Source organism: Micromonospora sp. PTRAS2 (assembly GCF_054052245.1).
On record NZ_JBSWBU010000008.1, the window covers coordinates 58,865 to 85,694 of the forward strand.

General features: G+C 74.8%; 23 protein-coding genes. 8 read left to right on the forward strand and 15 right to left on the reverse strand.

Features of this window, described 5'->3' with window-relative positions; translation table 11 throughout:
- Window positions 1–79: 79 nt before the first annotated feature.
- On the reverse strand, window positions 80–2,233 hold the full coding sequence (locus ACVMYR_RS23235) for a sigma-70 family RNA polymerase sigma factor (protein WP_457122727.1): 2,154 nt from the start codon (window positions 2,231–2,233) through the stop codon (window positions 80–82).
- Window positions 2,234–2,776: 543 nt separating this feature from the next.
- Here ACVMYR_RS23235 and ACVMYR_RS23240 point away from each other — a divergent pair.
- From ACVMYR_RS23240 to ACVMYR_RS23250, 3 genes are read left to right on the forward strand one after another with little or no spacing between them, the layout of a single operon-like run.
- A complete protein-coding gene (locus ACVMYR_RS23240) occupies window positions 2,777–5,308 on the forward strand; it encodes a hypothetical protein (RefSeq protein WP_457122728.1) in 2,532 nt (843 codons plus the stop codon).
- Window positions 5,305–6,675 (forward strand): condensation domain-containing protein, encoded by a 1,371-nt coding sequence (locus ACVMYR_RS23245; protein WP_457122729.1) that lies wholly within the window; start codon window positions 5,305–5,307, stop codon window positions 6,673–6,675. The genes ACVMYR_RS23240 and ACVMYR_RS23245 overlap by 4 nt, the downstream gene beginning before the upstream one ends.
- Window position 6,676: 1 nt before the next feature.
- Window positions 6,677–7,906 (forward strand): MFS transporter, encoded by a 1,230-nt coding sequence (locus ACVMYR_RS23250; RefSeq protein WP_457122730.1) that lies wholly within the window; start codon window positions 6,677–6,679, stop codon window positions 7,904–7,906.
- Between the two features lie 60 nt (window positions 7,907–7,966).
- Here ACVMYR_RS23250 and ACVMYR_RS23255 read toward each other — a convergent pair whose 3' ends face one another.
- From ACVMYR_RS23255 to ACVMYR_RS23285, 7 genes are all read right to left on the reverse strand, one after another.
- Window positions 7,967–8,545, reverse strand: a complete 579-nt coding sequence (locus ACVMYR_RS23255; RefSeq protein ID WP_457122731.1) for a hypothetical protein — start codon at window positions 8,543–8,545, stop codon at window positions 7,967–7,969.
- 279 nt (window positions 8,546–8,824) lie between these two features.
- Window positions 8,825–10,195, reverse strand: coding sequence for an outer membrane protein assembly factor BamB family protein (locus tag ACVMYR_RS23260; protein ID WP_457122732.1), 1,371 nt, complete (start codon window positions 10,193–10,195; stop codon window positions 8,825–8,827).
- Between the two features lie 113 nt (window positions 10,196–10,308).
- Window positions 10,309–11,772, reverse strand: a complete 1,464-nt coding sequence (locus tag ACVMYR_RS23265; protein ID WP_457122733.1) for a family 43 glycosylhydrolase — start codon at window positions 11,770–11,772, stop codon at window positions 10,309–10,311.
- Between the two features lie 106 nt (window positions 11,773–11,878).
- Entirely contained in the window at window positions 11,879–12,268 is a 390-nt protein-coding gene (locus ACVMYR_RS23270; RefSeq protein WP_457122734.1) for a hypothetical protein, read from the reverse strand.
- Window positions 12,269–12,459: 191 nt separating this feature from the next.
- Entirely contained in the window at window positions 12,460–12,720 is a 261-nt protein-coding gene (locus ACVMYR_RS23275; RefSeq protein WP_077939638.1) for a hypothetical protein, read from the reverse strand.
- 107 nt (window positions 12,721–12,827) lie between these two features.
- Window positions 12,828–13,115: a RyR domain-containing protein gene (locus ACVMYR_RS23280; protein ID WP_457122735.1), complete on the reverse strand. Its 288-nt coding sequence runs from the start codon at window positions 13,113–13,115 to the stop codon at window positions 12,828–12,830.
- Window positions 13,093–15,222, reverse strand: coding sequence for a TIR domain-containing protein (locus ACVMYR_RS23285; protein WP_457122736.1), 2,130 nt, complete (start codon window positions 15,220–15,222; stop codon window positions 13,093–13,095). Before ACVMYR_RS23285 ends, ACVMYR_RS23280 begins: the two co-directional genes overlap by 23 nt.
- A 135-nt stretch (window positions 15,223–15,357) precedes the next feature.
- On the opposite strand from ACVMYR_RS23285, the gene ACVMYR_RS23290 reads away from it, so the two are divergent.
- The 3 genes from ACVMYR_RS23290 to ACVMYR_RS23300 are packed head-to-tail and all read left to right on the forward strand — an operon-like array spanning window position 15,358 to window position 18,796.
- Window positions 15,358–15,969 carry an NUDIX domain-containing protein gene (locus ACVMYR_RS23290; RefSeq protein ID WP_457122737.1) on the forward strand — a complete coding sequence of 204 codons (612 nt, stop codon included), beginning with the start codon at window positions 15,358–15,360 and terminating at the stop codon, window positions 15,967–15,969.
- Window positions 15,966–17,012 (forward strand): macro domain-containing protein, encoded by a 1,047-nt coding sequence (locus ACVMYR_RS23295; protein WP_457122738.1) that lies wholly within the window; start codon window positions 15,966–15,968, stop codon window positions 17,010–17,012. The genes ACVMYR_RS23290 and ACVMYR_RS23295 overlap by 4 nt, the downstream gene beginning before the upstream one ends.
- Window positions 17,009–18,796 (forward strand): hypothetical protein, encoded by a 1,788-nt coding sequence (locus ACVMYR_RS23300; protein WP_077939643.1) that lies wholly within the window; start codon window positions 17,009–17,011, stop codon window positions 18,794–18,796. Before ACVMYR_RS23295 ends, ACVMYR_RS23300 begins: the two co-directional genes overlap by 4 nt.
- 33 nt (window positions 18,797–18,829) lie before the next feature.
- On the opposite strand, the gene ACVMYR_RS23305 is transcribed toward ACVMYR_RS23300, so the two are convergent.
- The 7 genes from ACVMYR_RS23305 to ACVMYR_RS23335 are packed head-to-tail and all read right to left on the reverse strand — an operon-like array spanning window position 18,830 to window position 24,234.
- Window positions 18,830–19,837, reverse strand: coding sequence for a sensor histidine kinase (locus tag ACVMYR_RS23305; protein ID WP_096761713.1), 1,008 nt, complete (start codon window positions 19,835–19,837; stop codon window positions 18,830–18,832).
- Window positions 19,838–19,842: 5 nt separating this feature from the next.
- The gene (locus ACVMYR_RS23310) at window positions 19,843–20,553 is read right to left on the reverse strand and encodes a response regulator transcription factor (protein WP_077939679.1); all 711 of its coding nucleotides are present in this window, start codon (window positions 20,551–20,553) and stop codon (window positions 19,843–19,845) included.
- Between the two features lie 10 nt (window positions 20,554–20,563).
- Complete coding sequence (locus tag ACVMYR_RS23315; protein WP_457122739.1) at window positions 20,564–21,055, reverse strand: hypothetical protein; 492 nt, start codon at window positions 21,053–21,055, stop codon at window positions 20,564–20,566.
- The gene (locus ACVMYR_RS23320) at window positions 21,052–22,266 is read right to left on the reverse strand and encodes a molybdopterin-dependent oxidoreductase (RefSeq protein ID WP_457122740.1); all 1,215 of its coding nucleotides are present in this window, start codon (window positions 22,264–22,266) and stop codon (window positions 21,052–21,054) included. Before ACVMYR_RS23320 ends, ACVMYR_RS23315 begins: the two co-directional genes overlap by 4 nt.
- Entirely contained in the window at window positions 22,263–22,904 is a 642-nt protein-coding gene (locus tag ACVMYR_RS23325; protein ID WP_457122741.1) for a methyltransferase domain-containing protein, read from the reverse strand. The genes ACVMYR_RS23320 and ACVMYR_RS23325 overlap by 4 nt, the downstream gene beginning before the upstream one ends.
- On the reverse strand, window positions 22,901–23,578 hold the full coding sequence (locus ACVMYR_RS23330) for a TIGR04282 family arsenosugar biosynthesis glycosyltransferase (protein ID WP_457122742.1): 678 nt from the start codon (window positions 23,576–23,578) through the stop codon (window positions 22,901–22,903). The genes ACVMYR_RS23325 and ACVMYR_RS23330 overlap by 4 nt, the downstream gene beginning before the upstream one ends.
- Window positions 23,575–24,234, reverse strand: coding sequence for a glycosyltransferase family 2 protein (locus ACVMYR_RS23335; RefSeq protein WP_043968320.1), 660 nt, complete (start codon window positions 24,232–24,234; stop codon window positions 23,575–23,577). The genes ACVMYR_RS23330 and ACVMYR_RS23335 overlap by 4 nt, the downstream gene beginning before the upstream one ends.
- A 154-nt stretch (window positions 24,235–24,388) precedes the next feature.
- Here ACVMYR_RS23335 and ACVMYR_RS23340 point away from each other — a divergent pair, with 154 nt between their 5' ends.
- Together ACVMYR_RS23340 and ACVMYR_RS23345 are read left to right on the forward strand one after the other, a co-directional pair.
- Entirely contained in the window at window positions 24,389–25,438 is a 1,050-nt protein-coding gene (locus ACVMYR_RS23340) for an NAD-dependent epimerase/dehydratase family protein (RefSeq protein WP_457122743.1), read from the forward strand.
- Window positions 25,435–26,814 (forward strand): hypothetical protein, encoded by a 1,380-nt coding sequence (locus ACVMYR_RS23345; protein ID WP_457122744.1) that lies wholly within the window; start codon window positions 25,435–25,437, stop codon window positions 26,812–26,814. The genes ACVMYR_RS23340 and ACVMYR_RS23345 overlap by 4 nt, the downstream gene beginning before the upstream one ends.
- Window positions 26,815–26,830: the final 16 nt, after the last annotated feature.

The window sequence follows — 26,830 nt, forward strand, 5'->3', positions numbered from 1 at the left end:
ACTGGACCGGAAGACCGCGCTCTGCCCGCGCCGCCGCCCGGGTGTGCCGTGCCGCCTACGCAGTTCGGTTGCCCACCGGTCAGCCGGTCAGGTCGGCGCCGATGCCTTCCCTGGTGCTCAGGAACGAGGTGCGGGGCAGTCCGCCGTCGGGGGCGCGTCGCCCTTCCGCCACCGCCGGATCGACCGAGCGTAGGGACGAGTCGCGCCACTCGCCACGGTCCCAGGAGTTTCCTTCGCCGGAGACGTCCGGGCCGATCCGGGCCGGTTGTTGTCCGTTGGCGGCGGAGAGGTTGTCGACGGCCGTGCCCCGGCCGCCGCTGAGATCGAATCCGTCTCCGCCGTTGCGATAGGCGGTGTTGTCGGCCAGGGAGAGTCGGCCCGTGTTGGCTTCGGCACCGAAGCCGTCGCCGCGATTGTCCCAGGCGGCGTTGTTCCGTACCCGGTGCGCCGCCGACGGCGTGGTCTCACCGCCGCCGAGGGAGAAGCCGAAACCGTTGCTGGACCAGCCCTCGGCGTTCCACCGGTTCTGGCCGTTGCCGTAGGACCAGTTGTCCTCGATCGTGATCGGGCTGCGGAAGGCGCCGAAGTCGAAGCCGTCGTCGGCGTTGTGGAAGGCCCGGTTGCCCCGGACCACGTTGCCACCGCCGTCGCCGAACTTGACGCCCAGCCCGATGCCGGCGCTACCGGCGGCGCGGGGGTCGTAGTTGCGGTAGAAGTCGCTGTCGAGCACCTGGTTGCCGGTCGTCCCCGGGTCCCTGAGGGTCAGGCCCGAGCGGTGGTTGTCGTGCACGGACAGCCGTCGGAACGTGGTGAACCGACAGGAGTTGCAGGTCCACGCGTGGCTGCGGGAGCCGCGTACCTCCAGATCCTGGACGGTCCAGAAGCTGGTGCGCTGGGTCACCGCCTGCTTGCCGGAGGGCACGCCGGCCGCATCCAGGATCGCGTGCTCGCCGGAGTACCCGCTCAGGACGATCTGTTGCGCGCGGGTGCCGTCGGTGTCGATCTCCACCGGCCGGGTGAGCCGGTGGACGCCGCCGCGCAGGGCGATGGTCTGGCCGGGCCGGACCACCTCGACCGCCCGGTTCAGCGTCGCGAACGGCCGCTGCCGGCTGCCGTCGGCGGCGTCGTCGCCGTCGGGCGCGACGAAGATGTCCGCGACGGTCACGCCGGTCACCGGCGCGGGCCCCGGTGCGGCCGAACTCGTCCGTACGGTCGGGGACGGGCTGCCCGAAGCCCGGGACGGCGGGGCGCCTGCCGGTGACGGGGCGGCCACGGCGGGCACCGGGCCGGGGTCGGGCGTCACGTGGACCGCGTACGCGATGGCCCCGAGGACCAGCGCCGCCGCCGCGGTCCCCGCCAGGGCCAGTTTGTGCGACGTGAGCTGCGGCGCCGGCCCGTGGGCCGGCAGCCCCGGCTCCGCCTCGACGGCGGCCCGGACCGCCGCGACGAGCGCCGCCGGCACCGGCACGACGGACAGGCCGTGGAGCAGCCGCTCCGGTGGGATCAGCTCCGCCCGGTGGGCTGCGCAGTGGACGCAGTCACGGACGTGCCTGTCGAACCTCTTGCGCCACACGGGGGAGCGTTCGCCGGTCCATGTCCGGCTCAGGGCCGACAGCTCCGCACAGCCCGAGCGCTGCCGCAGCGCGGCCTCGATCGCCCTGGCGGACTCCAACCGGCCGCGCATGCGCTGCAGCCGCACCGCCAGGTGCGGCTCGCCGATCCCCAGCATGTCGGCCAGGCCCGCCCGGCTCAGGTCGCCGAGGGCCTCCTGCCACCACGACGCGAGCAGGTGCTGGTCGTCGGGTGCCAGCCAGCGGGATGCCTCGACCAGCTCGCGGCGCTGCCCGCTGAGCAGCGCCTCGAACACGGTGCGTTCGGCGACGTCACCGGCGTCGGGAAGCTGGTCCGGCTCGACGAACGGATCCCGCGGCATCGGTCGCCGCCGCAGCTCGTCGCTCACCTGGCGGTAGGCGATGATGGTGAGCCAGGCGCGGAAGCGGTCGGGCTCACGCAGGTCCGGCAGGCCCCGGACCATGCGGATCATGCAGTCCTGCACCACGTCGTCGACCTCGGCGCGGTCGCCCAGGATGCCCCTGACGAGGTGGTAGACGGTCGGCAGCGACCTCGTCGTCAACTCGGCGAGCGCCGCCCGGTCGCCGGCCCGGGCCGCCAGGACCAGCCCGGTCCCGTTCCGCGAATCCACGGGACGCTGGTGGGGACGGTGCTGGGCCATGACAACTCCTGGTGCCGAGGATCGGAACTCTGCGCGGAACCCGGCGAGGCGGCGGGTGGCGTCCCTGCACACCCGCCCGGCGGCCTCGCGCGTCGGTGTCAGCCGAACGTTTCGGGACCGCCAGGCGGCACCCTCGTCCGGGTTCGGCACGTGGCGAAGATCGTCGCCCGGTCCACCGCTGCGGTCAACCGTCGGCTGCCGCCGCGGACCGCTGGCACCGGCGGCACAGCCCCGCCGGGACCGTCAGCTCCGGTCGGCCGGGGGCGGGGGGAACCCGCGCCGACCACCCGCAACCGATTGACTGTCATCGCTGGCCGGGTGAGGATGGCGGGATCAGGGGCCGTCATCGCCCGTCTTCCTCGCCCGATCGGGAGGAGGTGTCGAGCATGGAGCGTTACGAGGACCTCGAAGGATCCGCCGTCGGTCTGATCAACGCCGTCATCAACTGACCCGCCGGTCACCAACCGGGCGGGCGCCGGCTGTGCCATCGTCGCGTGTCCGCCCTCCGGCACCGCACCAACCGTCCGGGGCGGGAGGAATGCAATGGCCGACATCGCCTGGCGGGATCCAGCGGCGTTGCCGCTGCGTCCGCTCATCGACCTGACCGCCGATCCCGCGGTCCCGCCGGCCCTGGTCGCCGAGACGGCACTGTTCTGTGCCGGCCGGTCCGACCCGTGCGGCTGGTTGCCCGCACACTCGCCGCCCGCCGGCCTGCGCCGCACGATGCGTCGCTCCGGTCTGCTCGACGCGATGGACACCCTCGTCGCGCCGCCCGAGGTCCGGGAGCGGCTCGAAGCGGACGACCCCGCCGGTCTCCTGTGGGCGGCCCGACTGATGCGCGCGCTGGGCCGCCGGGAGGACGCCACGCAACTGCTGCGGCGCCTCGGTGGGGACGTGCCGTCCCCGGTGCGCGCCTGGCGGGATCTCCTGCTCGCCGAGGACGGCCGGCAACCGCTTCCCCCGGTGCCGCCCGAGTCGGCGGGCCTGCCGGTCCGCCTCGCCACCGCACTGGCCCGGGCCGGGCAGGCCGCGACGGGCGGGCAGCCGGCCGCCGAGGCGCTCGCCGTGGCGGAGTCCCTGGCCGTCGGCCTGGCCGGCGACCGGCTCGGCGTGGTCGCCCGGGCCCGGATCCTCGCCGTGCGGCTGCGCTGCCCGGGCGAGCCGGTGCCCGAGGCCGACAGGGTCCGCGCCGCCGTCCGCGACCTGTCGACGGACCGGGGCGACTTCCTTGCGCGCGACGCCGCGCTGGCGTTGCTGCGGGCCGCCGCCCGCGCCGCCCTGAACGGGGCCGGCGCGACCGCCGCCGGGCCGGCGCGGGAGTTCGCCGACGCCGCCCTCGACCTCGACCCGACCGGCGCGGCGACCCGGCTCCTCGCGGCGGACGCGGCCCGCGCGGCGGGCGACCGGGAGGCGGCCCGCATCCACTACCGGGTGGCGGCCCGGACCGGGCTGGCGGAGCGGACCGCGGCGCTGGCCGGACTGCTCGACCTGGTGGCCCCCAACCCGGCCGTCGAGGGCGGCGGGCCGACCCCTCCAGCAGACCCCGACGGTCCCACTGCGCCAGCCGACCCCGGCGGGTCGGCGGTGCCAGCCGACCCCGGCGAGCTGGTGGGGGCGCTGGCCGATCTGCTCACCTCGGAGCGCCGCGAGGAGCGGGACCGGTTGGCGGTTCTCGTGGCGCGGCGCCCCTCGTTGGGTGGCACGGTCTGCGCCGACACGGTGCGGTGGGCGGTCGCGGTGCGGGAGCAGGCGGGTGCGGTGCGGGAGCCGGCGGCGGGGGCGCGTCCGCTCCCACTCGAACGCTACCGGCCGTTTCTCGACCTGAGTCCGAGCGAGATCCTCGACCCGGTCGACACCCCGCCGGTCGCCATCCACACGCCACTGATGTCCTACGCCGCCGTGGTCGAGCGTCGCGAGCCGTGGTTCCGGGAGATCCACCCGCAGCGGGCGACGGCCGCCATGTTCCGCGACGAGATGCAGGCGACGGCCGCGGTGTACGGGTATGCCTCCGGCGGCGCCTCGGCCGACTACCGCACCTGGCTGGCGGCGCCCGACGGCTGCCCACCCGAGCTGCGGGAGCGGCTGGCCAACCCGGCGGACCTGCCGCTGCTGGACCGGGCGCTGCTGGGCCGGCTGCTGTCCGCCGTGGGCTTCCACGCCGAGGCCGAGCGGATCCTCCCCGGGCCGGACGTGCCGGTGCGCGACCCCGTGGGCGCGTACGCGCTGGCCAGCTGGATCTTCGCCGAGCAGATGCTCACCACGGGGCACGCGGCCGAGCTGGAGCCGCACTTCCGCACGTTGTACGACCAGCTCGGCGACGACGTCCGGTACGCCCGTACGAGGGTGGTCACCACCATCAACGCCACGGTCAACGCGGCCCGGCGTCGGGAGCCCGAGACCATTGCCCGCTGGCGCAAGCTCGGCGCGGAGGACCTGGCCCGGTACACGGCACTGCCTGAGGTGTCGGAGTTCGACGCCGCGATCATGACCAGCAGATGGTTCCGGGCCATGGGGTTCCTGCCGTTCCTCACCGGCGACCGGGACCTGCTGCGCGCGGACATGGACCGGTGGCTCGGCATCGCCCGGGAGCTGACCGGGCACGACGCGCACACCCGGGTCATCGCCGCCGACAACTACTTCCCGGCCGTGGAGACCGCCGTGCGCACCCACACGTACCTCGGCGAACGCGACACCGCGCTGGCCCTGGTGGACGAGCTGGCGGAGCGGATCGACCCGATCGACCCGAAGACCTGGCTCACCGCGGGGGAGCTGCGATACCAGGCCGGCGACGTCGGCGGCGCGCTCGACGCATACCTGCGGGCCGCGCACCTGCAGTTCCCGTACGGCCGCATCTCCTGGTTCAACGCCGGCCAGGTCCACGAGCAGCTGGGCCGGGCCGACCTGGCCGCCGAGTGCTACCGCCGGTCGCTCGCGCACTGGCCGACCGGGGTGACGCCGCTGCGCCGGCTGCGCGACCTGCACCTGCACGGCCGGCTGCCCGACGACGGGGGAGTGCTGGCGGCCTGGGCCGCGGGCCAACCGGCATGGTCACAGCTGCCCGCGTTCCAGGGGTGAGTCGGTTGGGGGTGCCGCCCTACGGGGCACAGCGCGAACTGCTGCTGCTGAGCGACACCGACGAGGCCGGCCTGCCCCGGCACAACCCGATGCCCCGGGCCTGGACGCTGTGGCACGTCCGGGGCGCGGTGGACGTGCCCCGCCTGGCCGCCGCCCTGCGGGCCGTCGCGGCCGGCAACGACGTGTGGCGGGCCCGGTTCGCCCCGGGCCCCGAGCTGGTGTACGCGGCCGAGCAGCCGTTCCCGGTGACCACGGTCGACTGTGCCGACGTCCCGGCGGAGCGGCGGCTGGAGGCGGCCGGTGCGGTGCTCGGCGGCGCGGTGTACGCGCCCATCGACCTGCGCCGCGATCCGCTGGCCGGCGCCTGCCTGGTGCGGCTGGCGCCGGACGACCACGCGCTCGCCCTCGTGGTGGACCACGGCTTCGCCGATCACGCGACGCACACCCGGTTCGTGCGCCGCGCGGCGGCGGCGTACGAGAATCCGCAGCGCACACTGCCGCCACTGCCCTCGTTCTTCGCGCACGCGGCCGAGGCCGCTGCCGATCCGCGGCGGTCCGCGTCCGGGGAGTTCTGGGCGGAGGCGATGAGCCGGGAGGTCCCCGCCGTCGCCTTCCCCGGCGGGCGCTGGAAGCCGTGGCGGGACACCACCGCGACCGCCGCCTGGCCGATGCGGCTGGGCGGCGACACCGCAGGCGCCATCCGGCGGGGCCGGCAGCTCACCGGCGCGACGGGCTCCGGCCTGCTCCTGGCGGCCCTGTCGTTCCTGCTGGGGCTCTGGGCCGAGACGCACGTCCCGGTGCTGTACGCGCGGGGCGGCCGGTGGACGCGGGAGAGCCTGGAGGTCCCCGGCGCGCTGCACGAGGCGGTGGTGAGCGTGCCGCCGGACGACGTCGCGGCCCCCTCGCTCGCCGGCCGGGTCCGTGGCCTCGCCGCCGCCAACGCCGCCGCGCCGCCCCTGCTCGGCCAGTGGCTGACCGACTTCGGTGGCATCGAGGCCCTGCGCGAACGGCGTCGCCTCGTGCTCAACGTGGTGGCGGCGGAGCGCACCCACCCGCTCGGCTCCGCCACGATCGGCCCCGCGGGCCGGCTGTTGCGCGGCGCCGTGCGCCCGCCCGCCGGCCGGCGCGGGTTCCCCGCCCACAACGCGTTGCACCTGGCGGTCACGTGGTCGGCCGAGCGGCCCGAGCTGACCGTCCACCACGACCCCGAGGTGCTGCCGGCCGCGGAGCCGGTGGGCGCGGCTCTGGTCCGGTTCTTCGAACTGCTCGCGGAGCGGCCCGACATCGACGCCGACCGGGCCGCCGACCTGCTGCGGGCGACGTGGCTGCGGGCGGCCGACGCCCCGGCCACGGCCGCGCCGACCTGACGTGGCGCACCGCCGTGGCGGGCTGCTCCGGCAGCACGACTTCCGGTCCCTGTGGCTCGGGGCGGTCGCGAGCCAGTTCGGCGCCCGGATGGCCCTGGTGGCGCTGCCGTTGGTGGCGGTCGGCCCGATGCACGCCTCCGCGTGGCAGGTGGGTCTGGTCGGCACGCTGGGCACGGTCGCGTTCCTGGTCGTCGGCCTGCCCGCCGGCGCGGTCGTCGACCGGGTGCGGCAGCGGCGGCTGCTCATCGGCACCGACCTGGGGCGGGCCGCGCTCATCGCCTCGCTGGCCGTGCCGGCGGTGCCGGGCGGGGTGGCGCTCGGCCAGTTGTACGTCGTCGTCCTCGGCGTCGGGGTGCTCACGGTGTTCTTCGACGTCGCCCACCAGAGTTACCTCCCGCGGGTGGTGCGGCCCGAGGAACTGGTCGAGGGCAACGCCCGGCTGAGCACCACCCTCGCGGTGGCGCAGGTCGCGGGCCCCGCGCTGGCGGGACTGGCCGTCGAGCTGGCCGGCACCGGACCCGCCGTCCTGCTCATCGCGGCGGGGTTCGCCGGGTCCGCCGCGTACCTGGCCCGGATCCGCGCGGCCGACCTGCGGCCGGCCACCCCCGGCCGGTCCCGGCTCGTCGGGCAGATCCGGGAGGGCGTGGCGTACGTGCTGCGCCACCCGGTGCTGCGCGTGCTGGCGCTGGCCGGCGGCGCGTACAACATGTTCGCCCTGGTGTTGCAGACGATGGTGCCGGTGCGACTGGTCAGCGAGCTGGGCGCATCCCCGGCGGCGGCCAGCGCGTACTTCAGCGCGGGCGGGGCCGGCGGGATCCTCGGCGCGGTGGTGGCCCGCCGCCTGGCCCAGCGGCTCGGGCAGTATCGACCGGCCTGGCTCTGCCTCCTCGTCACCGCGCCGTTCGCGCTGCTCACCCCCCTGATCGACAGCGCCGGCCGGATCTGGTTGGCGGCGGGCGGCTACCTGCTGCTGTGGGCGGGCGCGACGGCCTCGACCGTGGCCCAGGTCAGCCTGCGTCAGCGGCTGTGCCCGCCCGAACTGCTCGGCCGGATGAACGCCACCATGCGGTTCCTGCTCGGCGGGGCGATGCCGCTGGGCGCGTTGCTGGGCACCGTGCTGGGGGCCGCCGCCGACGCCCGGGTGGCCCTGTGGGTGGGCGCGGTCGGCCTGCTGCTGTCCTGCCTGCCGCTGCTGCGCCTCGGGGCCCCGGCCGACCGGCAGCCCGGGTAGGCAGCCGATCGCGGGAGCCGGGGGTGGACGCCCCACCCTGACGATCCGCGTCCGGTGTGGTCACAGCCCAGCTGCGGTGTCGTACCGGCGGCGCAGGTCGGCCATCTCCTTGGCGCCCAGCGCCTCCTCCTGCGCCAACGTCGCGTACTTGGCCGGGAACATCTGCCGCAGCCGGTCGATGAACCTGACGCCCTCTGTCGCCTCGACGACCTGGATGCCCAGGGGGTCGGTGGACATGTCCATGATCAAGGGCCCGGCCAGCTTGACCGCGACGTCCCAGGGACGCTTCTGCTCGGCGATTCCGCAGAGGTGGAAGCCGTAGACCTTCTGGACGTCGGCGAGCGTCGTGGCCTCGGCCGGCTCGTAGCCGTAGACGCGGACCCCGCAGATCACCGGCGGCTTCTCCTCGGTGGCGCCCTGTTGGGCGGTGTGTCCGGCGTGGTTGTGCTGCCCCGGGTCCGCCTGTTCGAGCGTGGTGCGCATCCGCGCCACGATCTGCGCCTGCAGATCCGCCGGCTCCGCCTCCTGGCCGGCGGCCCGGTTGAGGACGACCACGCTGGCCGCCACCGCCAGCAGGATCACCGCCACCCACACCAGGCGGTGGCGATACCACCCCGCGAACCTGTCTCGGGAAACCATGATCGCTTCTCACCTCGTCGCTGGTCCTGCCGGGAACATGTGTGGCGGGCGGGAGCGTCCGCCCGGTATGGGCCCTCCATCGGGGCGATGGCCCGGCGAGGTGGCAGGCGAGCGTCCGTCGAAGCGGCGTCCTGCCGGCACTGCGCTGCTCCCGTGCTGGCCGTGCTCAGCGCGGTTGCCCCCGCGCTGCGGCGATATGAGCTATTCCAACACGTCTGGATCGGCTCTGGCAATATCGACGGGCGTCGGTGCGGGCCGCTGGGCGGTGCCGGTGATCGGTCAGAAGGCGCGCAGGTCCACCGCGAGGCCGTCGGGACCGGTGTGGCTGACCGCGACCCAGTCCGCTCCGGCTCCGGCGAGCCACCCCGGATAACGGCCGAGCTGACGACCGGTGCGAGCCTCGTACACGAGCACGATCGGCCGGTCGCCCTCCGCCGCGCTTACCGCCACCAGTCCCTCGGTCACCGCCGACCGCCAGCTCGCCGACGCGCCCGACAACAGCGGATCCGGCGCCGTCCAGCGGGTCACGCCGGTGGACAGGTCCAGCAACGCCAGCTCACCCGCCTCGGCGTTGCCCCGCACCAGCACCGACTGGTGGTCACCGTCGATCGGCACCCCGACGGCGGCGCCCTTCCAGACCGTCCGACCGGTGCGCAGGTCGACCAGTTGCGGCCGCCCGTCGGCGGTGACCGCGACGAGCCGGGTGCCGGCCCCGATCAGGGTCAGCCCGCTGTGGTGGTGGGCCAACCGCTTGCCGCACTCGCCGTCCTCCTTGCGTCCGCTGAAGACCACGCCGGACCAGCCCTTGTCGCCGGTGGCCGCGTCGACGGTGGCGATGCTGACCGTGCAACGCCGTTCACCCCGCGCAGGGTCGTTGTCGGTGGTCACCAGCAGGTCCCCGGCCACGAAGCCGTACCAGGCCCGGTTCGGCAGCCGACCGGCGCCGACCCGACCGGTGGTGGGCGCGACCGGGGCGTAGGTGGCCGACCGGGGGGACGTGCTCAGCCGCACCGCGACGTACCGGCCGCTGGCCGGCGCGTACGGCGTGCGGGCACCGAGGGTCACGTCGCTCACCCTGGCGAACCGGTCGGCGGGCCGTTCCCAGAGCTGGCGACCGCTCGGCACGTCCCGGCCGACGATCGTGCACGTCGCGGAATCGCCGGTGCCGGCGCACTCCCTGGCGAAGACGGTCTGCTCGTGGACGACGACGTCCTGGCTCCCCGCCGTCCGCCACCGGGTGACGCCGGTGGCCGCGTCGAGCACCTCCATGCCGCCGTCGTCGCTGTCGGCGGCCACGATCGACTCACCGGCGATCACGTACTGGTAGCCCGTGGTGAACGGATGACGCCACCGCTCCTGGCCGGTGGCGCGGTCCACGGCCCGCAGCTCCCTCGAGTCGGGGACCAGGATCACCGGACCGATCTCGCCCAGCTCCTGGTCGAGCCGCCGGAGCGGCACCGACCAGGCGGGCGGCGGGCCCTCGGCGGGCGCCGTGACCCTCTGCCGCAGGCTCTCCTGGGTCTGCTCGACCCGCACGGATGGCCGATCCGTCCGCTCGGCCCGGGGCGCGGTGCAGCCGAGGAGCCCCGCGACCAGGCCCAGGGCGAGGGCGGCGGCACTCCAACGGGCTGGGCGGTGCGACGGCGACAACGGTCTCTCCCTCGATCGGCGGTCCGCGCCCACCGTAGGACCCGCCGGCACCCTCGCGCCCGGCCCGTCAGTGGTGCGACCAACCGATCAGTCAGGGCGGCGCGGCTGCCGTGTCAGTACACGTAGGGCCAGGCCGCCGCGTCGTAGCCGAGGCGGTTGATGCCGAGCAGCGAGGCGCCGTTGTCGGCGTAGTAGTGGTAGAACAGGCAGTCGCCGTCGCTGTCGCCGAGGACCGCCTGGTGGCCGGGGCCATGGATGCTGCCGTGCGAGGCGAGGATCTCGGTGCCCCCACCCGAGAGCATGGCGCGTCCGGCCCGGTCGACGAACGGCCCGGTCGGGCTCGCCGACCTGCCCACCATGACGCGGTAGGTGCTGCTGGCGCCCTGACAGCAGCGGTCGAACGAGACGTACAGGTAATACCAGGCGCCACGCTTGACCATGACGGGCGCCTCGATGCCGGGACCGTAGCTGGCGAGGCTGTGCATCGACGTGCCGAGCCGGCGTCCGGTGGCCGGGTCGATCTGGATCAGCTTGATCCCGGACCAGAACGAACCGAAGCTCAGCCACCAGCGGCCCTGGTCGTCGACGATGAGGTTCGGGTCGATCGCGTTGAAGTCGTCCGACGTGCGCGACTCGATGACGAGACCCTCGTTGGTCCAGCTTCCGGACGCGCCGGTGGTGCTGGTGGCCAGGAAGACGGCCGAGTGGTTGGAGCCGAAGGTCGACGCCGAGTAGTAGAGGTGGTAGCGGCCGTTGCGGTACGACAGGTCCGGCGCCCACAGGTTGCGTGCGCCACCGGTGTAGGTGGTGGTCCAGGGGGCGCCACCGGGGAAGACCGTGCCGGCGTTGCGGAAGGTGATCCGGTCCGTCGAGGTCTTCAGGGCGATGTTGTCCCCGGTGTGGGCGACGAGGTAGGTGCCGTCGGGCCGCTTGACCACGGTCGGGTCGTGGACGCCGACGTCCCCGGCGACCCTGCCGGGCTGCGGGTAGGCCGGTGGCGTGGTCGGCGTGCCGCCGGCCAGGCGCACCAGTTGCCACTGCTGGTTGGCGCCGTCCACGTTGGAGTATCCGGCCAACCGGCCCCCGTCGGCCGTCGACCACTCCCACAGGTCGATCACCTTGCTCGACTGCCGGTTGACGAACCGCACGAACCCGCCGGCGGAGTCCTGCAACCGGAACTGCTGGGTGGCGGAGCCCCGGTCGGTGGTCTGCACCAACTGGGTGCCGTCGGCGGCGTTCGGCAACTCCAGCACCTTCCCGCTGTGCCGCGAGCGCACCTTGAAGAAGCCGTCACCGGCGTCGACGAACTGCCACTGCTGCACCGCGAGGTCGTTGCGCGTCCACTGGTTCACCGGCGCGTTCTCCGCCGTCGACCAGTCGTAGAGGTCCATCGCCTTGCCGCTGTGCCGGTTCACGAACACGTACGACGCCGACGTGTCCACCGTCGCCGCCGAGGCCGACGGCAGGCCGAACACCGCAGTGCCCGCGAGCATCGCCGCCGCCGCGCCGATGGCCAACCCGACCCGCCGTCCCTGCCGCCGCGGGGCCACCCCCGGCAGCGAGTTCCACCTGGTCATCGAGGCATCCTCCGAGTGGTCGACGGGCCCGGGTCGCCTCGGACGCCCGCGCGAGCAAGACGCGGGGGCCGGGCTCGTACGCGGGAGGTCCCGCGCGCCGGCGGGATCAGCAGCTGCGCGGCTGCCAGGTCACCTTCGTGACGTACATGGGGACGTACAGGTCCCCGTCGCCGCCCGGGAGAACGCAGATCGTGCCGGTGAGGGGCGTGCCGAGATACGTGTAGGACCAGGTGATCTCGGCCTTCTTCGAGGTGTAGTTGTAGAAGTTGAACGCCGGGACGTTGCCGGACCACTCGCTGTTGGTCGTCAGGGACGGAGTCGACGTGGGGCCCTCCGGCGGGTGGTTCCAGTTCGGCCAGATGCAGAGCATGCCCTGCGGGCAGTTCCCGGCCCCCCAGCTCTCGGTCGACACCTGGGAGGGGGCGGCCGCGGCGGCGGGGGCGGTGGCCAGCATGCCTGCGACGGACGCGGCGGCGGCGATGGATTTCCACAGCATGGCCCACCTGCTTCGAGAGAAATCAATCGATGGGCATCAAAGTTATCGCCGAAAAGTTGAATGGTCAAGCAGGTGGGATCGCGCCGCCGTAGGTGATCGTGCCGGCTGCGGTCGAGGGCGTCGGTGGCGGCGGCGCGGGGCGTCCGAGCCCGGCCCGCGCCGCCGCCACCTGATCCGGTCGCCCGGTGCGCCTAACCCGGCAGCCAGGCCCGGAAATACCAGCCGTCGTACTGGCTGTCGGGCAGCGTGCGGTATTCGCAACTGTTGCTTACCTCGCCCCAGTAGCTGGCCTGGATGCGGTAGGCCTCGCACTCTTCGTACGTCGTGAAATAGCCGTTCCAGTCGAATGGCACGGCGAGGGCCGGAGTCGGCTGTGCCGTGAAGCTGACGGCTGCCGCGGCGGTGGCGACAACCGCGAGGCGGGTGAGCCGGCGGCGGAGCGGTTGAGGCATGAGGGTTCCTTCCGGAGCGGCGACTGACTGCTCGCCTACCGTAGATCCAGCACCGCCGATCTGATGATCCGCCGATCGGGTGGGCCGGCCACGACTGTCGGGAACCCTCAGTCGCGGTCGCGCTCGATCCGGAAGCCGAGCTTGATCAGCAGACGGATGGTCCCGTCGATGAGCTCCCGGTCGTACGACTTGTCGTCGTCGTCCAGCTCCTCGTAGGCCACCAGGTTCGGGTGGGTCTTCTTCTCGTCGTCGCGGGTCTCGCCGTACCTCCACCCGTCCGCGAGCCGCTTCGCGGCCCAGATGTCGTGCGCCTGGCGGGAGAGCGTCTCCCGTTCGTCGCGCACCGACTGCGGCAACTCGATCCCGCTGGTGTCAATCGGCTGCGGCTGCCACACCGGATGCCCCCTCGTCTGCCGCGTCGGTGCGCGGCGGTCGCGGCCAGTGCGCCGAGACTAACCGGCTGACGACGGCGAACGCCCGCTCCGCCGCCGCCTCCCGGACCGCATCCTCCGCGCCTGGCGGCGCGACCCCGGCGACCGCGCTGAAGTGACTGATCCGCCCGTACGTCCGGAAGTCCTCCAACTGTTCGACCGTGTCGACCGACAGCACGCCCACCGCCACCGCGTCCGGCCACGCCTCCAGCACCGGGGCGAAGGCGGGCGCCTGCGGCCCGTGCACCACCTCGTCGCCGACGGCCAGGGTGCCCCGCACCACCGACGGCAGCCCCTCCGCCGAGGCCGCGACCCCGGGGTCGGTCGGATAGTCCCGGTCCAGGCTGGGCACGAACGAGCTGTCCACGCTGAACCGGTGGAAGCCGCAGATCCGGTCGGCGACCACCACGTCGGCCGGCACCACGGCCGACGCGGTGCCGAGCAGGACGACGTGCTCCGGCCCGAACGCCTCGACGGCCGCCCGCAGCGCCTCCCGGCCACCGTCCGCGCCGGCCCGGCAGAGCACCAACTGGTAGCCGCCGCCCTCCGGGCGGGCCACGGTGCCGCCGAGCCAGCCGAAGCGGTTCGGGTGCTCGGCCGTGCCGACCACCGGGGACGGGTCGCGCAGCGTGCGGGCCGCCGCCGCGTACTCCGTCGGGCCGGTCGCGAGCACGACCACGTCCACGTCGGGCGCCATCCGCCCGCCGGACACGGTGACCTCGATGCGAGGCCGGTGCCGCCGGTCGGTCAGGTCGGTCAGCGCCCGGTCCACGTCGTCGACGACGCGCCGCACCCGCGCCGCGTCGTCCAGGTGCATGATCGAGGTGCCCTGGATCGGGACCGAGGCGCCGGCGCCGTGGTCGAGGAAGTACGGCAGGACCCGCATACGCCGCTGACCGCTCAACTCCAGCGCGATGTCCATCTCCTTCCTGCACCACGTGCTGCTCAGGTAGTGCCGGCTCACCAGCGGCACGAAGATCCGGCACTCGCCGACCTTGGCGAGCAGGCGGTGCTCCCACGCCTTGCCGCGCGGCAGGTCGCTGTTGAACAGGTAGTGGAAGTGCTCGACGTTGCGCAGGTCGAGCTCCTGCGCGATGAGCTGCGCGAGGTCGTTGTCGCCCTGGGCGCTGCTCAGGAAGACGGGGCCCTGGTCGCGGCCGAGGCTCCAGACGTACCGGCGGGCCTCCTCCAGGCCGGCGAACTGGAGGCGGGGCATCTGCAGCCGGCCGATCTCCCGGCTCAGCTCCGGCAGCAGGCCGTCCATGTCGGACCACCAGATGGCGTGCCGGTTGACCGCGCTGGACGCCTGCAGGGCGTGGCTGACCGCGAGCCGGGGCAGTTGCCGGGCCGCGTGGTCGTCGGCGCGGTGGCACACCAGCCGGACCGTCGGCACCCCACGGGCCTGCAGGAACGGCAGCACCCAGGTCGGCGTCCGCGGATCCAGGACGTCGAGGAGAACGAAGTCGTACCGGTCCAGCAGTGTCGCCGCGCCCGCGGCGTCGACCTCGTCCCGCAGCAGCGCCTCGGAGATGTTCTCCACCTGCCAGCCGGCCTGCGAGATGAGCCGGCGCAGCTCCGGCGCGGCCTCCGCGTACTCGCGGGTCGGCGGGAGCATCAGCGCGGCCGCACCCAGCGGCCGGTCCACCTCGTCGGCGTGCTCCCGGGCGCGGGCCACCAACTCGTCGAGCGCCTCCAGGGGCATCCGGTAGGCGGCGAGCCGGTTGCGGTTGAACGGACGGGCCAGGTCCGCGCCGATGAAATGGCGAGCCGGAATGTTGATCTCGGGAATCACGAGCCTCGGCCGATTAGCCAGCACCGCCATCCCGTACTCGTGCACGGCGAACGGCGAGCAGCGGTATTGGGGCTGGTTTTCCCGACGGGTGACGACGGCGACGAAACACGCGGTCCGCCGCATCATCAACTCAAGGTGCATCGTGGACAAAGTCGCCGAACGCGGGTCGACGGCGAGAGCGAACCGCTCGGAGAGCGCCTCCAGGAAGAAGTCGGTGACCCGCCGGTCCAGCACGTCGTAGCTGTGGCTGAAGTAGGCCGCCGGCCGCTCGTCCAGCATCTCTGCGCTCCTCTTCAGGCCACTATCCGACAGCACGCTCAATATCAACGACCACCACTGCCGGAGTTATGCTCAGGTTAACCGCCGCGCTCACACTCAACGAACGCGTTGATTTCCTGATCAAGGAGCGGCACCGTGCCCGACAGTCAGCCGAACGTCGAGATCCTCTCCGAGGATGTGCTTCTCACCACCGCCATCTTCACCATCCGACAGGCCAGACTCCGTTATCGCCGCTTCGGCGCGGACCGTTCGTTGTCGAACAAGTGGAGCAAGAGGATCACCCGCGTCAACGCCGACCGGGGCGACTCCGCCGCGGCGGTCATTGTGGACACCTCGCGCGACGAGATCGTCCTCGTCGAGCAGTTCCGCTACCCGACCCTCGGCCACGGGTCGGGGTGGTTGGTCGAGCTCGTCGCCGGAATGGTCCGCGCCGACGAAGAGCCGGAGTCCGCCATCCGCCGCGAGATCCGGGAGGAGATCGGCTACGACGTCCGTGCCCTCGACCCGATCGCCACGATCTATCCCTCGCCCGGCGGATCGTCGGAGCGCGTCACCATCTTCCACGGGGAGGTCGACGACAGCCTGCGGGTCGGCGAGGGCGGCGGCCGCGCCGACGAGGCGGAGGACATCGCCCGCCGCACGGTGCCGCTCGCCGACCTTCCGGCACTGCTCGACAGCGGCACGATCCGCGACGCGAAGACCCTGGCCGGGCTTCTCTGGCTGCACCTGAAGCGGTCCCGACGATGACGCCCCTGCTGCTCGGCGTCACCGGCGTGCTGGTGTCGATCGGCATCCTGCTGCAGATCCTGTTCTCCGACCCGCGGCGCGCCGGCCGACAGGCCGCGATGCAGCTGCCGTCGGTGCTGCTCTACGCGGTCGCGGTCGCACTGCTGATGTTCTCGATCTTCCCCGACTCGTACGCCGACGGCCGCGCCCTCGGTTTCAGCATCGGCGGCGCGGCGGCGTTCGTGCTCGCCTTCATCACCCTCTCGTTCCAGTGGCTGGCCCGCGCCGGCATCCGCGACGAGCTCGAAGCCGAGGTGCGCCGCGCCAGGGAGGAGGTCGAGCAGCTGAAGCTGCGGCTCACCATCGTGGAGACCGCGCAGAAGCCGAAGCGCCTGCAACGCACCACCCGGACCCTCGCGTTCGTCCGGCAGGACCGCCGGCACCGGCTCGGCATCATCACCGGCAACATCGCCAACGTCACCGGCGTCGACGTCTGGGTGAACGCCGAGAACACCCAGATGGAGATGGCCCGCCCGACGGAGCCGACCATCTCCGGCACGATCCGCTACCGGGGCGGCCGGCGTGATGCGGCCGGCACCCTGGTCGACGACCTCATCTACACCGAGCTGCGTGAGGTGGCACGGCGTACCCCGGTCGCCCCCGCCACGGTCTTCACCACCACGTCCGGGGCGCTCGCCGACGACAACGGCGTCAAGCGGGTCCTGCACGTCGCCTCGGTGGACGGCTCACCGGGCACCGGCTACCGGCAGGTCGCCGACGTCGGCGGCTGCATGCGCAACGTGCTGGCCGAGCTGGACCGGCTCAACGCCGCCGGCGAGCAGCTGCGCACGGTCGTCCTGCCGCTGCTCGGCACCGGCAACGGCGGTGGTGACCCGGAGCGGACCGCCCAGATCATGGTCGAGGCCGCGCTGGACTACTTCCGGGCGCACCCCGCCTCCCGGGTGCGCACCGTCTACCTGCTCGCCTTCACCGACCTGGAGGAGCAGATCGTCCGCCTGGTGCTGGCCGAGCACGGCGACATCAGCAGTCTCGAGCGGGAATGACCGCGCTCGCCGACGCGGTCGAGGCGCTCGCGAGAGCCGGTCCCGCCGGCGTCCTCTTCTGGACCGGGGCCGGTGTCTCCCGGGGCGCGCCGAGCTGCCTGCCCACCGGCTGGCAGCTCACCGAGCGCACCTTCTCGGCGCTGTTCCGGCCGTTCACCCTGGAGACCGTCCTCGCGTACCACGAACTGCTGGGTTGGCGGCGCGGCGCCATCTGCCCGACCGAGCCGGTGCGGACCCGGCCGCCCCGGCTGGAGACCGCACTCGGCGCGGGCTCCCAGCAGAGCCCCGACCTGGTCGGGGAGGTCCTCGCCGACCTGCGGGACGCCCGGCCCAACCCGGTGCACGAGTTCCTCGCCGCCCACCTGGACGCGGGCGGGCGGCAGCTCACCGCCAACTTCGACCTGTGCGTCGAGCGTGCCTTCCACGAACGGCGCGGGCGGCCGCCGTGCCCGGGGCAGATCCACCACTTCCACCACGCCCTCGCCGACGGGACGGATCCGGCCCGCCTGGGTGCCACCCTCGCGCACATCGAACGCGGCTTCGACGACGCCGACCGGGCGGCGTTCGTCGAACGCCTGCGGGGACCGGCCCGCCGGATCGTCGTCGTCGGCTACAGCGGCAGCGACTTCTTCGACGTGGACGTGGCGGTCGCCGGCCTCCCGCCGGGCGCGCTGGACGGGCGGACCGTCCACTGGGTCAACCACTCGTCCTGCGCCTGGCACCGGCCGGTCCCGCAGCCGCCCACCGCCGTGTTCGGGGTCGAGGCCGGCAACCCGGACGGCACCCTGCCCGCCCTGGCCGGGCACCTGCGCAGGGCGGGCGCCACCGTCGAGTTCCTCTGCGGTCCGACCACCGAACTCCTCGACGGGCTCGCCTCCCGATGGGGGTTCGACCCGGTGCCGCCGCCGGTCCTGCGGCCACCCCGCCCTGTCGGCACCGCCGTCGACGACCGACGCCGGCTGGCCGCCACCTTCCTGTTCTTCCGCGCGGTCGGTCTCGTCCCCGAGGTCCGCCGGCTGCTCCCGGCGGAGCCGGCCGTCTCCGCCGAGGAGCTTGCCCTGTCCCGATCCGACCTGATGTGGGAGGAGGGTCGGTACGCCGACCTGCGCCGCTGGTGGCGGCGGCAGTCACCGTCGCCGCGTCGCACCGAACGGATCGGGGCGACGCTGTGGGTGCAGGGTCGGCTGCTGCCCGCGTACGCGTGGTTGACGTGGCACCGGCGGCGCACCTCGGACGCCGGGGACCTGCGGCTGATCGCCGAGACCGAGGCCCGGGTGATCGAGCACATGGGGCTGGTGCCCGACCTGCGGTGGCTGGGCCGCCCTCTGGGCCGCAGGGTCGCCCGCTGGTTGCCGACGCCCAGCCAGCAGGACGGGCTGCACGTCTTCCGGCGACTCGCCGACGTCCACGGCAGCCTGAAGTACGCCACGGCAGCCGCGCCGCGACCGGAGTCCGAGGCGGCCGAGACGCAGGAGTGGTTCCTGGAGGCCGGCAACGTGCACGCCGCCCTCTCCTTCCAGCACCGGCGGCTGCGGGACAACCACCGTGCCGGGACACCCGTCGCCGAGTTGGGCCGGCGCTACCGCGACCAGCAGCGCCGGGCCGAGATCCTCGGCTCGACGGCGGCGTCCTGGCGGGTGCTCCTGCTCCCGCGCGCCGGGCAGGTGTTCACCCTGCGCGAGGCGGTCGTCGGCTGCGCCGCCGTGCAGTTCGGCGCCTGGCACCGGGTGCGCCTGCTGGGTCGCCTCCTGCTCGACCGGGCCCGGTCCCGGGGCCGGGCCTAGGGCGCGCCCGCGAGGCGACGGGAGGCGCGCGGATCAGGCCGCGGGCAGGCGTACCTCGAACTGGCAGCCGCGGCCGGTGTTGCGCACGTCGACCCGGCCGCCGTGCGCCTCCACCAGGCCGCGCACGATCGCCAGGCCGAGCCCTCCGCCGCCACCGGAGCCGGCCGCGCCCGGGGTGCGTGCGCGCTCGCCGCGGAAGGCCACGTCGAAGACGCGGTCCAGGTCCTCCTCCGGGATGCCGCCGCAGGTGTCGGAGACGGCAAGCCACACGGCGTCGCGTTCGTGGCCGGCCGCGATGTGCACGGTGCCGTCCTCCGGGGTGTACCGGACGGAGTTGATCAGCAGGTTGCTGACGACGCGGGCGAGTTCGCGTTCGCCGGCGCGGACGAGGGGCCAGCCGCTGTCCGCGGCGACCAGGTGGATCCGGCGGCGGGCGGCGAGCGGGGCGACGCCGGCGATGGCGTCGGACACGACGTCGCGCAGCGGCACGGTGGTGGGCGCGAGCCGCAGCGCGCCCGCGTTGATCCGGGACAGCTCGAACAGGTCGTCGACGAGCTGGGTCATCCGGTCGGTCTCGACCCGGATGCGCCGGTGGTATTCGTCGACGGTGGCCGGGTCGTCGATGATGCGGTCCTCGAGGGCCTCGGCCATCGCCCGCAGCCCGGCGAGCGGGGTGCGCAGGTCGTGCGACACCCAGGCGACGAGTTCGCGCCGTCCGGCCTCCAGCCGCCGTTCCCGGTCCCGGGCCGCCTGCGCCCAGACCGCGGAGGCGGCCAGCCGGCTGCCGAAGACGGCGCCGACGGCGAGGCTGATCACCGCGGAGGCGCTCACGGTGACGAGGACGACCCACAGGTCGTGCGGGGACAGGAACATGGCCTGGGCGACCGTGGCGACGCCGACGACCACGGCGAGCACGGTGACGGTGAGCAGCACCAGCACGTGGACGAGGATGGACCGGCCGCGCAGCAGCCGCAGCGCCCCGGCGCCGGCCAGCCCGACGACGCCTCCGGCGACGAGGGCGTAGAGCCCGATGAGCAGCATGTCGGTCACCGCTGGGGTCCCCCGTCGAGCGGGTCGTAGCGGTAGCCGACGCCCCAGATGGTGCGGATGCGGCGCGGCTCGGCCGGCTCGTACTCGATCTTCTCGCGTAGCCGGCGGACGTGGACGGTCACCGTCGACTGGTCGCCGAACTGCCAGCCCCACACCTTGTCGAGCAGATCGGCGCGGGACCACGCGCGCCCGGGATGGCGCATGAGGAAGGCCAGCAGGTCGAACTCCCGGACGGTCAGCGCCAGCGGCGCGCCGTCGCGCTCGGCGACGCGGCGGGCGGTGTCGACGGCCAGCTCCGCGTCGACGAGCCGGCTGGAATCGGCCGGGCCGGTGGTGTGCCCGCTGGCGCGACGCAGCACCGAACGGATCCGCAGGACGAGTTCGCGGGGGGAGAACGGCTTGGTCACGTAGTCGTCGGCGCCGACCTCCAGCCCCAGGACGCGGTCGGCCTCCTCGCCGAGGGCGGTGAGCATGATGACCGGCAGGCCCGGCAGCTGCCTGCGGATCCGGCGGCACACCTCGAGGCCGTCGATGCCGGGCATCATGAGATCGAGCACCACGAGATCGGGCCGGTGGGTGGCGATCGCCGCGAGACCGGCGGCGCCGTCGGCGGCCAACCGGACCTCGCAGCCGTCCTGTTCCAGGTAGCGTCGCACGACGTCGCTGACCGTGGGGTCGTCGTCGACCACCAGCACCCGGTGTCCCATCCCGGCCACGCTACCGACCGGCGGGCGGTGGGCCGCTACCGCCGGGTCTTTCGGATTGCTTACGGTCCGCCGCCGGCCGGCCCCTCCCACGGTCCGCCGCCGACCGGTGACGCCGGTCCGCCGTCAGGCCCGCCGCCAGTGCCGCGCCGGCGACGAGGAGCAGGACGGCGGCGAGGTTGCGGCCGTACGGCAGCGGCAGCACCGACGGGTTGTCCGGGGGCCGGCCGAAGCCGAGGACGAGCGGCACCGCCACGACGGTGAGCGCGGCGGCGCTGATCGCGGCGGCACGCGCCACGGACCGGTGCCGGCGCGGGACGCACCGGGCGACCGCCGCGCCACCGGCCAGCAGCACGACCATCCAGACGAGGTCGTGACCGGCCAGCACCCCGGCCAGGAAGAGCAGCACGCCCGCCGGCTTCAGGTCGGGGTCGGCGCTGCCGCCCACGACGGCGTACCCCATCAGCAGGACGCCGACGGCGACGAGCACGCTGCGGACTCTCATCGCGGCTCCCGCACGGTGATCGTGGCGACCCACTTCGTCTGGAGCACGCCGGGCCGGTTCGGGGCGATCAGCCGCGCCGGGTAGCCGTGGTCCGGGTGCAGGAGCTCGCCGTCGAGCCGCAGGGCGATCAGCGTCAGCGGGTCGCGGGCGTGGGCCGGCGCGACGGTCGACGCGCGGTACCGGCCGGCGGCCTCCAGCGATTCGACGAGGACCTCCGCGCGGTCCGGGTCGCCGCCCACGAGGGCCACCAGGTCCCGCAGTCGCACGCCGGTCCACCGCCCGGTGGCGCTCCACCCCTCCACGCAGGCGATCGGCAGGTCGGCGGTGTGCTGCGCGAAGGCGTGCAGGGCGGCGAGATCCAGGTCGGCCCGCCCGGCGGGGCCGACGACCGCCAGCCGGTAGGACGGGTCGAGCGCCCGGACGCGTACCCCGGCGGTGTCCGCGGTCTTGTTGACCGGGAGCCCCTGCGGCCCCACGTCCGGCCGGCGGGGCGCGAGCACCGCCAGGCCGGACAGCGGCCGGACGGTCTGCCCGACCGTGGTCAGGGTGACCAGCCCGGCCGCGGCGGCGACGCCGCCGAGCAGCCCGCGCCGGCTCAGCCGGCCCGGCGGTGGCCCGGCGGCGGGGCGGGCGAGCGCGTCGCGCACGGTCGGCAGGTGCACGCCGACGTGCACCAGCAGCGCGCCGACCGCCAGCCACGCCACCCAGTAGTGCCCGGCGGTGAAGAAGAACGGCATCGGCGCGTACCAGCGGGAGACGTTCAGGACGCCGCCGATCACCTGGAACAGCGCGGCGGCGACCAGGACGCCGACGCTGGCGCGTTCGAGCGCGTGGGCGACCGAGCGGACCGGCGGCCAGGCGAACAGGTGCGGGTAGGCCGACCACAGCTTGGCGCCGAGCAGCGGCACCGTGGCGAGCCCGGTCGCCACGTGCAGGCCCTGGGTGAACCGGTAGAGCCCCACCGGGCGGGCCGGCCACCGGAACCAGCCCGGCGGATCCTGGATCAGGTGGCTGAGCAGCCCGGTGAGGAAGCAGACGGCGAACGCCACGCCGAGGGCGACGCCGAGCTGGCTGGTCAGTCGCGTGGACCGCAGCCGGGACGGGAACGCGCCGGCGCGCAGGGGTCCCCGCCGCAGCGCCGCGGGCGGTGCCGGCAGCGGCGTCGACCACCAGCGGGCGAACCGCCGCAGCGGGGTCGGACGGCCGGTCACGCGGGGCCGAGGGTGGCGAACCAGCGGCCCGCCGCCGTCCAGGTGTCGAGGATGCGCAACGCCGTGGCCCCGGCCAGCGCGGGCAGGTCGTCGAGGGGCACGCAGGCCCAGCTCAGCGGGCTGCCGACGCCGCCGGGGGCCTGCACCATGGCGGTGCCGGACCAGGCGGGCGTGCCGGGTGGCGCCAACTCGGCGTGCAGCCGGCCGTCGGCCGCCAGGAGCCGGCGGCAGCGGCGCAGCAGCCGGTGCGGGTCACCACCGATGCCGATGTTGCCGTCGGCCAGCAGCAGGTGCTGCCAGCGGCCGGTGCCCGGCACCGGGTCGAAGACGTCGCGTTGCAGCGCGACCGCGCCGCGGCCCCGGGCCAGGCGGACGGCGGTGGCGCTGATGTCGATGCCGAGGGCGGGGCGGCCGGTGGCGATCAGCGCGCCGGTGAGCCGGCCGGGTCCGCAGCCGACGTCGAGGGTGGGCCCGGTGCAGCGGGCGAGCAGCGTCGAGTCCCCGGCGGTCGCGTCCCGGCACCAGACGGTCGGGTCGAACCGCAGCTCGCCGCCGCTGGAGTGTCGGGCCGTGAACGCGGCGGGGACGCCCGACGCGGCCCGGTCGAACACGGCGTCGAAGACCGCGACGGCGTTCACCGGCCGACCCCCGCCACTGACGGCACGTCGGCGTCGACGGCGACGGCGAACCGGCTGCCCGGCGGGCACAGGGCGGCCACGGCGTGCGCGTCGGCCGCGGTGTCCACGTCGCGCAGGCGGGGGAGCAGGTGGACCCGCAGGCCGCGCCGGCGCAGCGCGGACAGGGTCAGCCGTCCGGTGCGCGCCGTCGAGGTGGGGATCGCGCGCAGGGCCTCGGCGTGGCCGGGCTCGCGCAGGCCCAGCGCCCACCAGCCGCCGTCGTCGGCCGGGCCGAGCACCGCGTCCGGCCCGGCCGCCGCGCCGAGCAGCCCGACGGCGGCGTCGAGGTGCGCGGCGGTGAGCTGCGGGGTGTCCATGCCGATCAGCAGGGTCGCCGCGGCTGTCCCGCGGCGGTCGGCGACCGGGCGGGCGTCGGCGAACGCGTTGGCGAGGCGGTCGCTGAGCGGGCCGCCGCGCTGGGCGAGCCGCGCCCAGCCCGCCGGGGCCGGATGGTCGCCGTCGACGACCAGAATCCGCGCGCCGGCCGTGGCCGCGCCGACGGTGTCGAGGGTGTCGGCCAGGGCCGCCGCGGCGATCCGGGCGGCCTGCTCGGGGGTGCAGGGCGGGCAGAGCCGCGTCTTGACCCGGCCGGGTTCCGGCGTCTTGGCCAGCACCAGCACCTGGGGGGCGCTCACCGGGCCAGCACCGCGCTCATGTCCCGGACGGCGCGGACGGTGCCGAGCACGGTGCCGGTCACCTTCGAGCGGGTGCCGGCCGCCCGGGGGTGGTAGTCGACGTCGACCTCGACCACCCGCCAGCCGGCCCGGCCCGCCGCGATCAGCAGCTCCAACGGGTAGCCGAACCGGCGGTCGCGCAGCCCCAGCGCCAGCAGGTCGGCGCGGCGCACGGCCCGGATCGGCCCGATGTCGTGGATGTCGAGGCCGGTCGTGCGGCGCAGCCGACGGGCCAGGACGGCGTTGGCGACCCGGGCGTGCGCGGGCCACACCCCCCGCGCGGCCGGGCGGCGCCGCCCGGTGCCCAGGTGCGCCTCGCCGGCCAGCACCGGGTCGGCCAGCCGGGGCAGCTGCGCCGGGTCGAAGGACCCGTCGGCGTCCATCACGCACACCACGCCGTCGCCGGGGTCGGCCGCCAGGACCCCGGCGTGTACGGCGGCGCCGTAGCCGGGCTCGGCGACGCTGATCACCTCGGCGCCGCAGGCGCGGGCCACCTCCGCCGAGCCGTCGGTCGAGCCGTTGTCCACCACGATCGGCCGGTAGCCGGCCGGCATCCGGGCCAGCAGGTCGGGCAGGGCCGGGGCCTCGTTGCGGCAGGGAAGAACCACATCGGTCATGCCGCGGACGCTAGGACCTGATCCGCCCGGAAATCCTTACCTGACGGTGACAGAGTCTTACGGAACGGTGACCCGGCCCGGAGTTTCTTACGAACCGCTGACGGTAGGCCGCGGCCGGGGCGGAGGGCCGCGTCCCGGCTCTACCGTCGGCGCCGTGACCCACGTACTCGTTACCGGCGGCGCCGGATTCATCGGAACCCACGTCGTGACCGCCCTGCACGACGCCGGCCACCGGGTGACCGTCGTGGACGCCGGCCATCCCGGCGCGCACCGCTCGCCGCTGCCGGACACCGTGGCGGGGGCCCCGCTCGTCCGGCTCGACCTGCGGGACCGGCCCGCCGTCGCCGGCGTCCTGGCCGGCGTGGACGTGGTGGTCCACCAGGCGGCGATGGTCGGGCTCGGCGTCGACCTGGACGACCTGCCCGAGTACGTCGGCTGCAACGACCTCGGCACGGCGGTCCTGCTCGCCGCGATGGCCCGCGCGGGCGTGCACCGGCTCGTGCTCGCCAGCTCCATGGTCGTCTACGGCGAGGGCGCGTACGCCTGCGCCGGGCACGGTGCGGTCCGCCCCGCGCCGCGAAGCGTCGCCGACCTGGCCGCCGGTCACTTCGAGCCGGCCTGCACCAGTTGCGGCGCCGCCGTCGCCCCGGGGCTGGTCGACGAGGAGGCCCCGCTGGACCCGCGCAGCGTGTACGCCGCCACGAAGGTCGCCCAGGAGCACCTCACGGCGGCCTGGGCCCGGCAGACCGGCGGCACCGTCGTGGCGCTGCGCTATCACAACGTCTACGGGCCCGGGATGCCCCGCGACACGCCGTACAGCGGGGTCGCGGCGATCTTCCGTTCCGCGCTGGAGGCCGGGCGGGCGCCGCGGGTGTTCGAGGACGGCGGCCAACGCCGCGACTTCGTGCACGTCCGCGACGTGGCGGCGGCCAACCTCGCCGCGCTGGAGGCGACCGGCACGCGCACGGGCTGGCGCGCGTACAACGTCGCCTCCGGTCGCCCGGCCACCGTCGGCCAGTTGGCCACGGAGCTGGCGCGGGCCGCCGGCGGGCCCTCGCCGGTGGTCACCGGCGAGTTCCGGCTCGGCGACGTGCGGCACGTGGTCGCCTCGCCCGCCCGGGCCGAGGCCGAACTCGGGTTCCGGGCCGCCGTGGGGCTCGCCGACGGGATCGCGGAGTTCGCCCACGCGCCGCTGCGCGGATGAGCGTCCGGCTGCCGAGCGCGGTGCCGTCCCCCTCGACGCAGCGGGGGCGGCGTCCGCCGCGGGCCGACCTGGTCGCCGCCGCCGCCGCACTCGGCCTGGTCGCGGCGGCCGCCGTCGTCGGCGGCGTGCTGTACGCGCTGGGCCGCCCGGTGTACGCCAGCGCGGCGCCGCTGTCCGCGCACTGGCTGCCGCACGTCGGCCCCGGCACGCTGGCGGCGCTGCTGCTGGCCGCGCTGGTCTGCTGGCGCGGGCCGGCGCTGGCCGCCCGGCTGCCCTGGCGGCCGCTGCTCGCGCTGTCCTACGCCACCGCCGTGGCCTGGACGCTGTCGCTCGCCCTGGTCGACGGCTGGCGGCGCGGCGTCGCCGGGCGGCTCACCACCGTCCACGAGTATCTGCACGAGGTCCCCGGCGTCACCGACATCCCGGCCATGCTGGGGGAGTTCACCACCCGGATCCTCGACTTCCAGCCGGACTCCTGGACCACGCACGTGTCCGGCCACCCCCCGGGTGCGCTGCTCGTCTTCGTCTGGCTCGACCGGGTCGGGCTGGGCGGTGGCGGCTGGGCCGGGGTGCTGTGCATCCTGGCCGGGGCGCTCGTCGCCGTCGCCGTGCCGCACACCGTACGGCTGCTCGGCAGCGGCGCGGCGGCCCGTGCCGTGCTGCCGTTCGCGGTGCTGTTCCCTGGTGCGGTCTGGTCCGGGGTGTCGGCCGACGGGCTGTTCGCCGGGGTGACCGCCACCGGCGTCGCCCTGCTGGCGTACGGCGTCACCCGGGGACGTGCCGTGGGCGCGGTCGCCGGTGGCGCGTTGCTGGCGTTCGGCTGCTACCTCTCCTACGGGCTCGTCCTGATGGCCCCGGTCGCCCTGGCGGTCGTCGTGCTGGCGGGCCGGCACCGGCGCACCGCGGGCTGGGCGTTCGCCGGGGCGGCACCGGTCGTGGCCGCGTTCACGGCCGCCGGCTTCTGGTGGCCCACCGGCTACCACCTCGTCGTCGAACGCTACTACCAGGGCATCGCCGCCGACCGCGCGTACGGCTACTGGGTCTGGGCCAACCTGGCGCTCGTGGTCGCCGCAGCCGGGCCGGCGGCGGCCGTGCTGCTGCGCCGCGCGGCGCTGGCCGGCTGGCGGGCCGTCGCGCTGCGGCGGCCCGGTGCGGAGTCGGCGACCTGGCTGCTGCCCCTCGCCGCCACGGCGGCGATCGTCGCGGCGGACCTGTCCGGCTACAGCAAGGCCGAGGTCGAACGCATCTGGCTGCCGTTCACCGCCTGGCTCATGGCCGGGGCGGCGCTGATCCCGCCCGCCGACCGCCGCACGTGGCTCGCCGTGCAGGCCGGGGTGGCCCTGACGATCAACCACCTGCTGCTGACAAGCTGGTAGGCCACCGGAGGATCCG

Bases quoted from the DNA above. Each gene is read 5' to 3' on its own strand.
- ACVMYR_RS23235 (WP_457122727.1), bottom strand. From the start codon at position 2,233: ATGGCCCAGCACCGTCCCCACCAGCGTCCCGTGGATTCGCGGAACGGG.
- ACVMYR_RS23240 (WP_457122728.1), top strand. From the start codon at position 2,777: ATGGCCGACATCGCCTGGCGGGATCCAGCGGCGTTGCCGCTGCGTCCG.
- ACVMYR_RS23255 (WP_457122731.1), bottom strand. From the start codon at position 8,545: ATGGTTTCCCGAGACAGGTTCGCGGGGTGGTATCGCCACCGCCTGGTG.
- ACVMYR_RS23265 (WP_457122733.1), bottom strand. From the start codon at position 11,772: ATGACCAGGTGGAACTCGCTGCCGGGGGTGGCCCCGCGGCGGCAGGGA.
- ACVMYR_RS23270 (WP_457122734.1), bottom strand. From the start codon at position 12,268: ATGCTGTGGAAATCCATCGCCGCCGCCGCGTCCGTCGCAGGCATGCTG.
- ACVMYR_RS23275 (WP_077939638.1), bottom strand. From the start codon at position 12,720: ATGCCTCAACCGCTCCGCCGCCGGCTCACCCGCCTCGCGGTTGTCGCC.
- ACVMYR_RS23285 (WP_457122736.1), bottom strand. From the start codon at position 15,222: ATGCTGGACGAGCGGCCGGCGGCCTACTTCAGCCACAGCTACGACGTG.
- ACVMYR_RS23295 (WP_457122738.1), top strand. From the start codon at position 15,966: ATGACGCCCCTGCTGCTCGGCGTCACCGGCGTGCTGGTGTCGATCGGC.
- ACVMYR_RS23300 (WP_077939643.1), top strand. From the start codon at position 17,009: ATGACCGCGCTCGCCGACGCGGTCGAGGCGCTCGCGAGAGCCGGTCCC.
- ACVMYR_RS23305 (WP_096761713.1), bottom strand. From the start codon at position 19,837: ATGCTGCTCATCGGGCTCTACGCCCTCGTCGCCGGAGGCGTCGTCGGG.
- ACVMYR_RS23310 (WP_077939679.1), bottom strand. From the start codon at position 20,553: ATGGGACACCGGGTGCTGGTGGTCGACGACGACCCCACGGTCAGCGAC.
- ACVMYR_RS23315 (WP_457122739.1), bottom strand. From the start codon at position 21,055: ATGAGAGTCCGCAGCGTGCTCGTCGCCGTCGGCGTCCTGCTGATGGGG.
- ACVMYR_RS23335 (WP_043968320.1), bottom strand. From the start codon at position 24,234: ATGACCGATGTGGTTCTTCCCTGCCGCAACGAGGCCCCGGCCCTGCCC.
- ACVMYR_RS23345 (WP_457122744.1), top strand. From the start codon at position 25,435: ATGAGCGTCCGGCTGCCGAGCGCGGTGCCGTCCCCCTCGACGCAGCGG.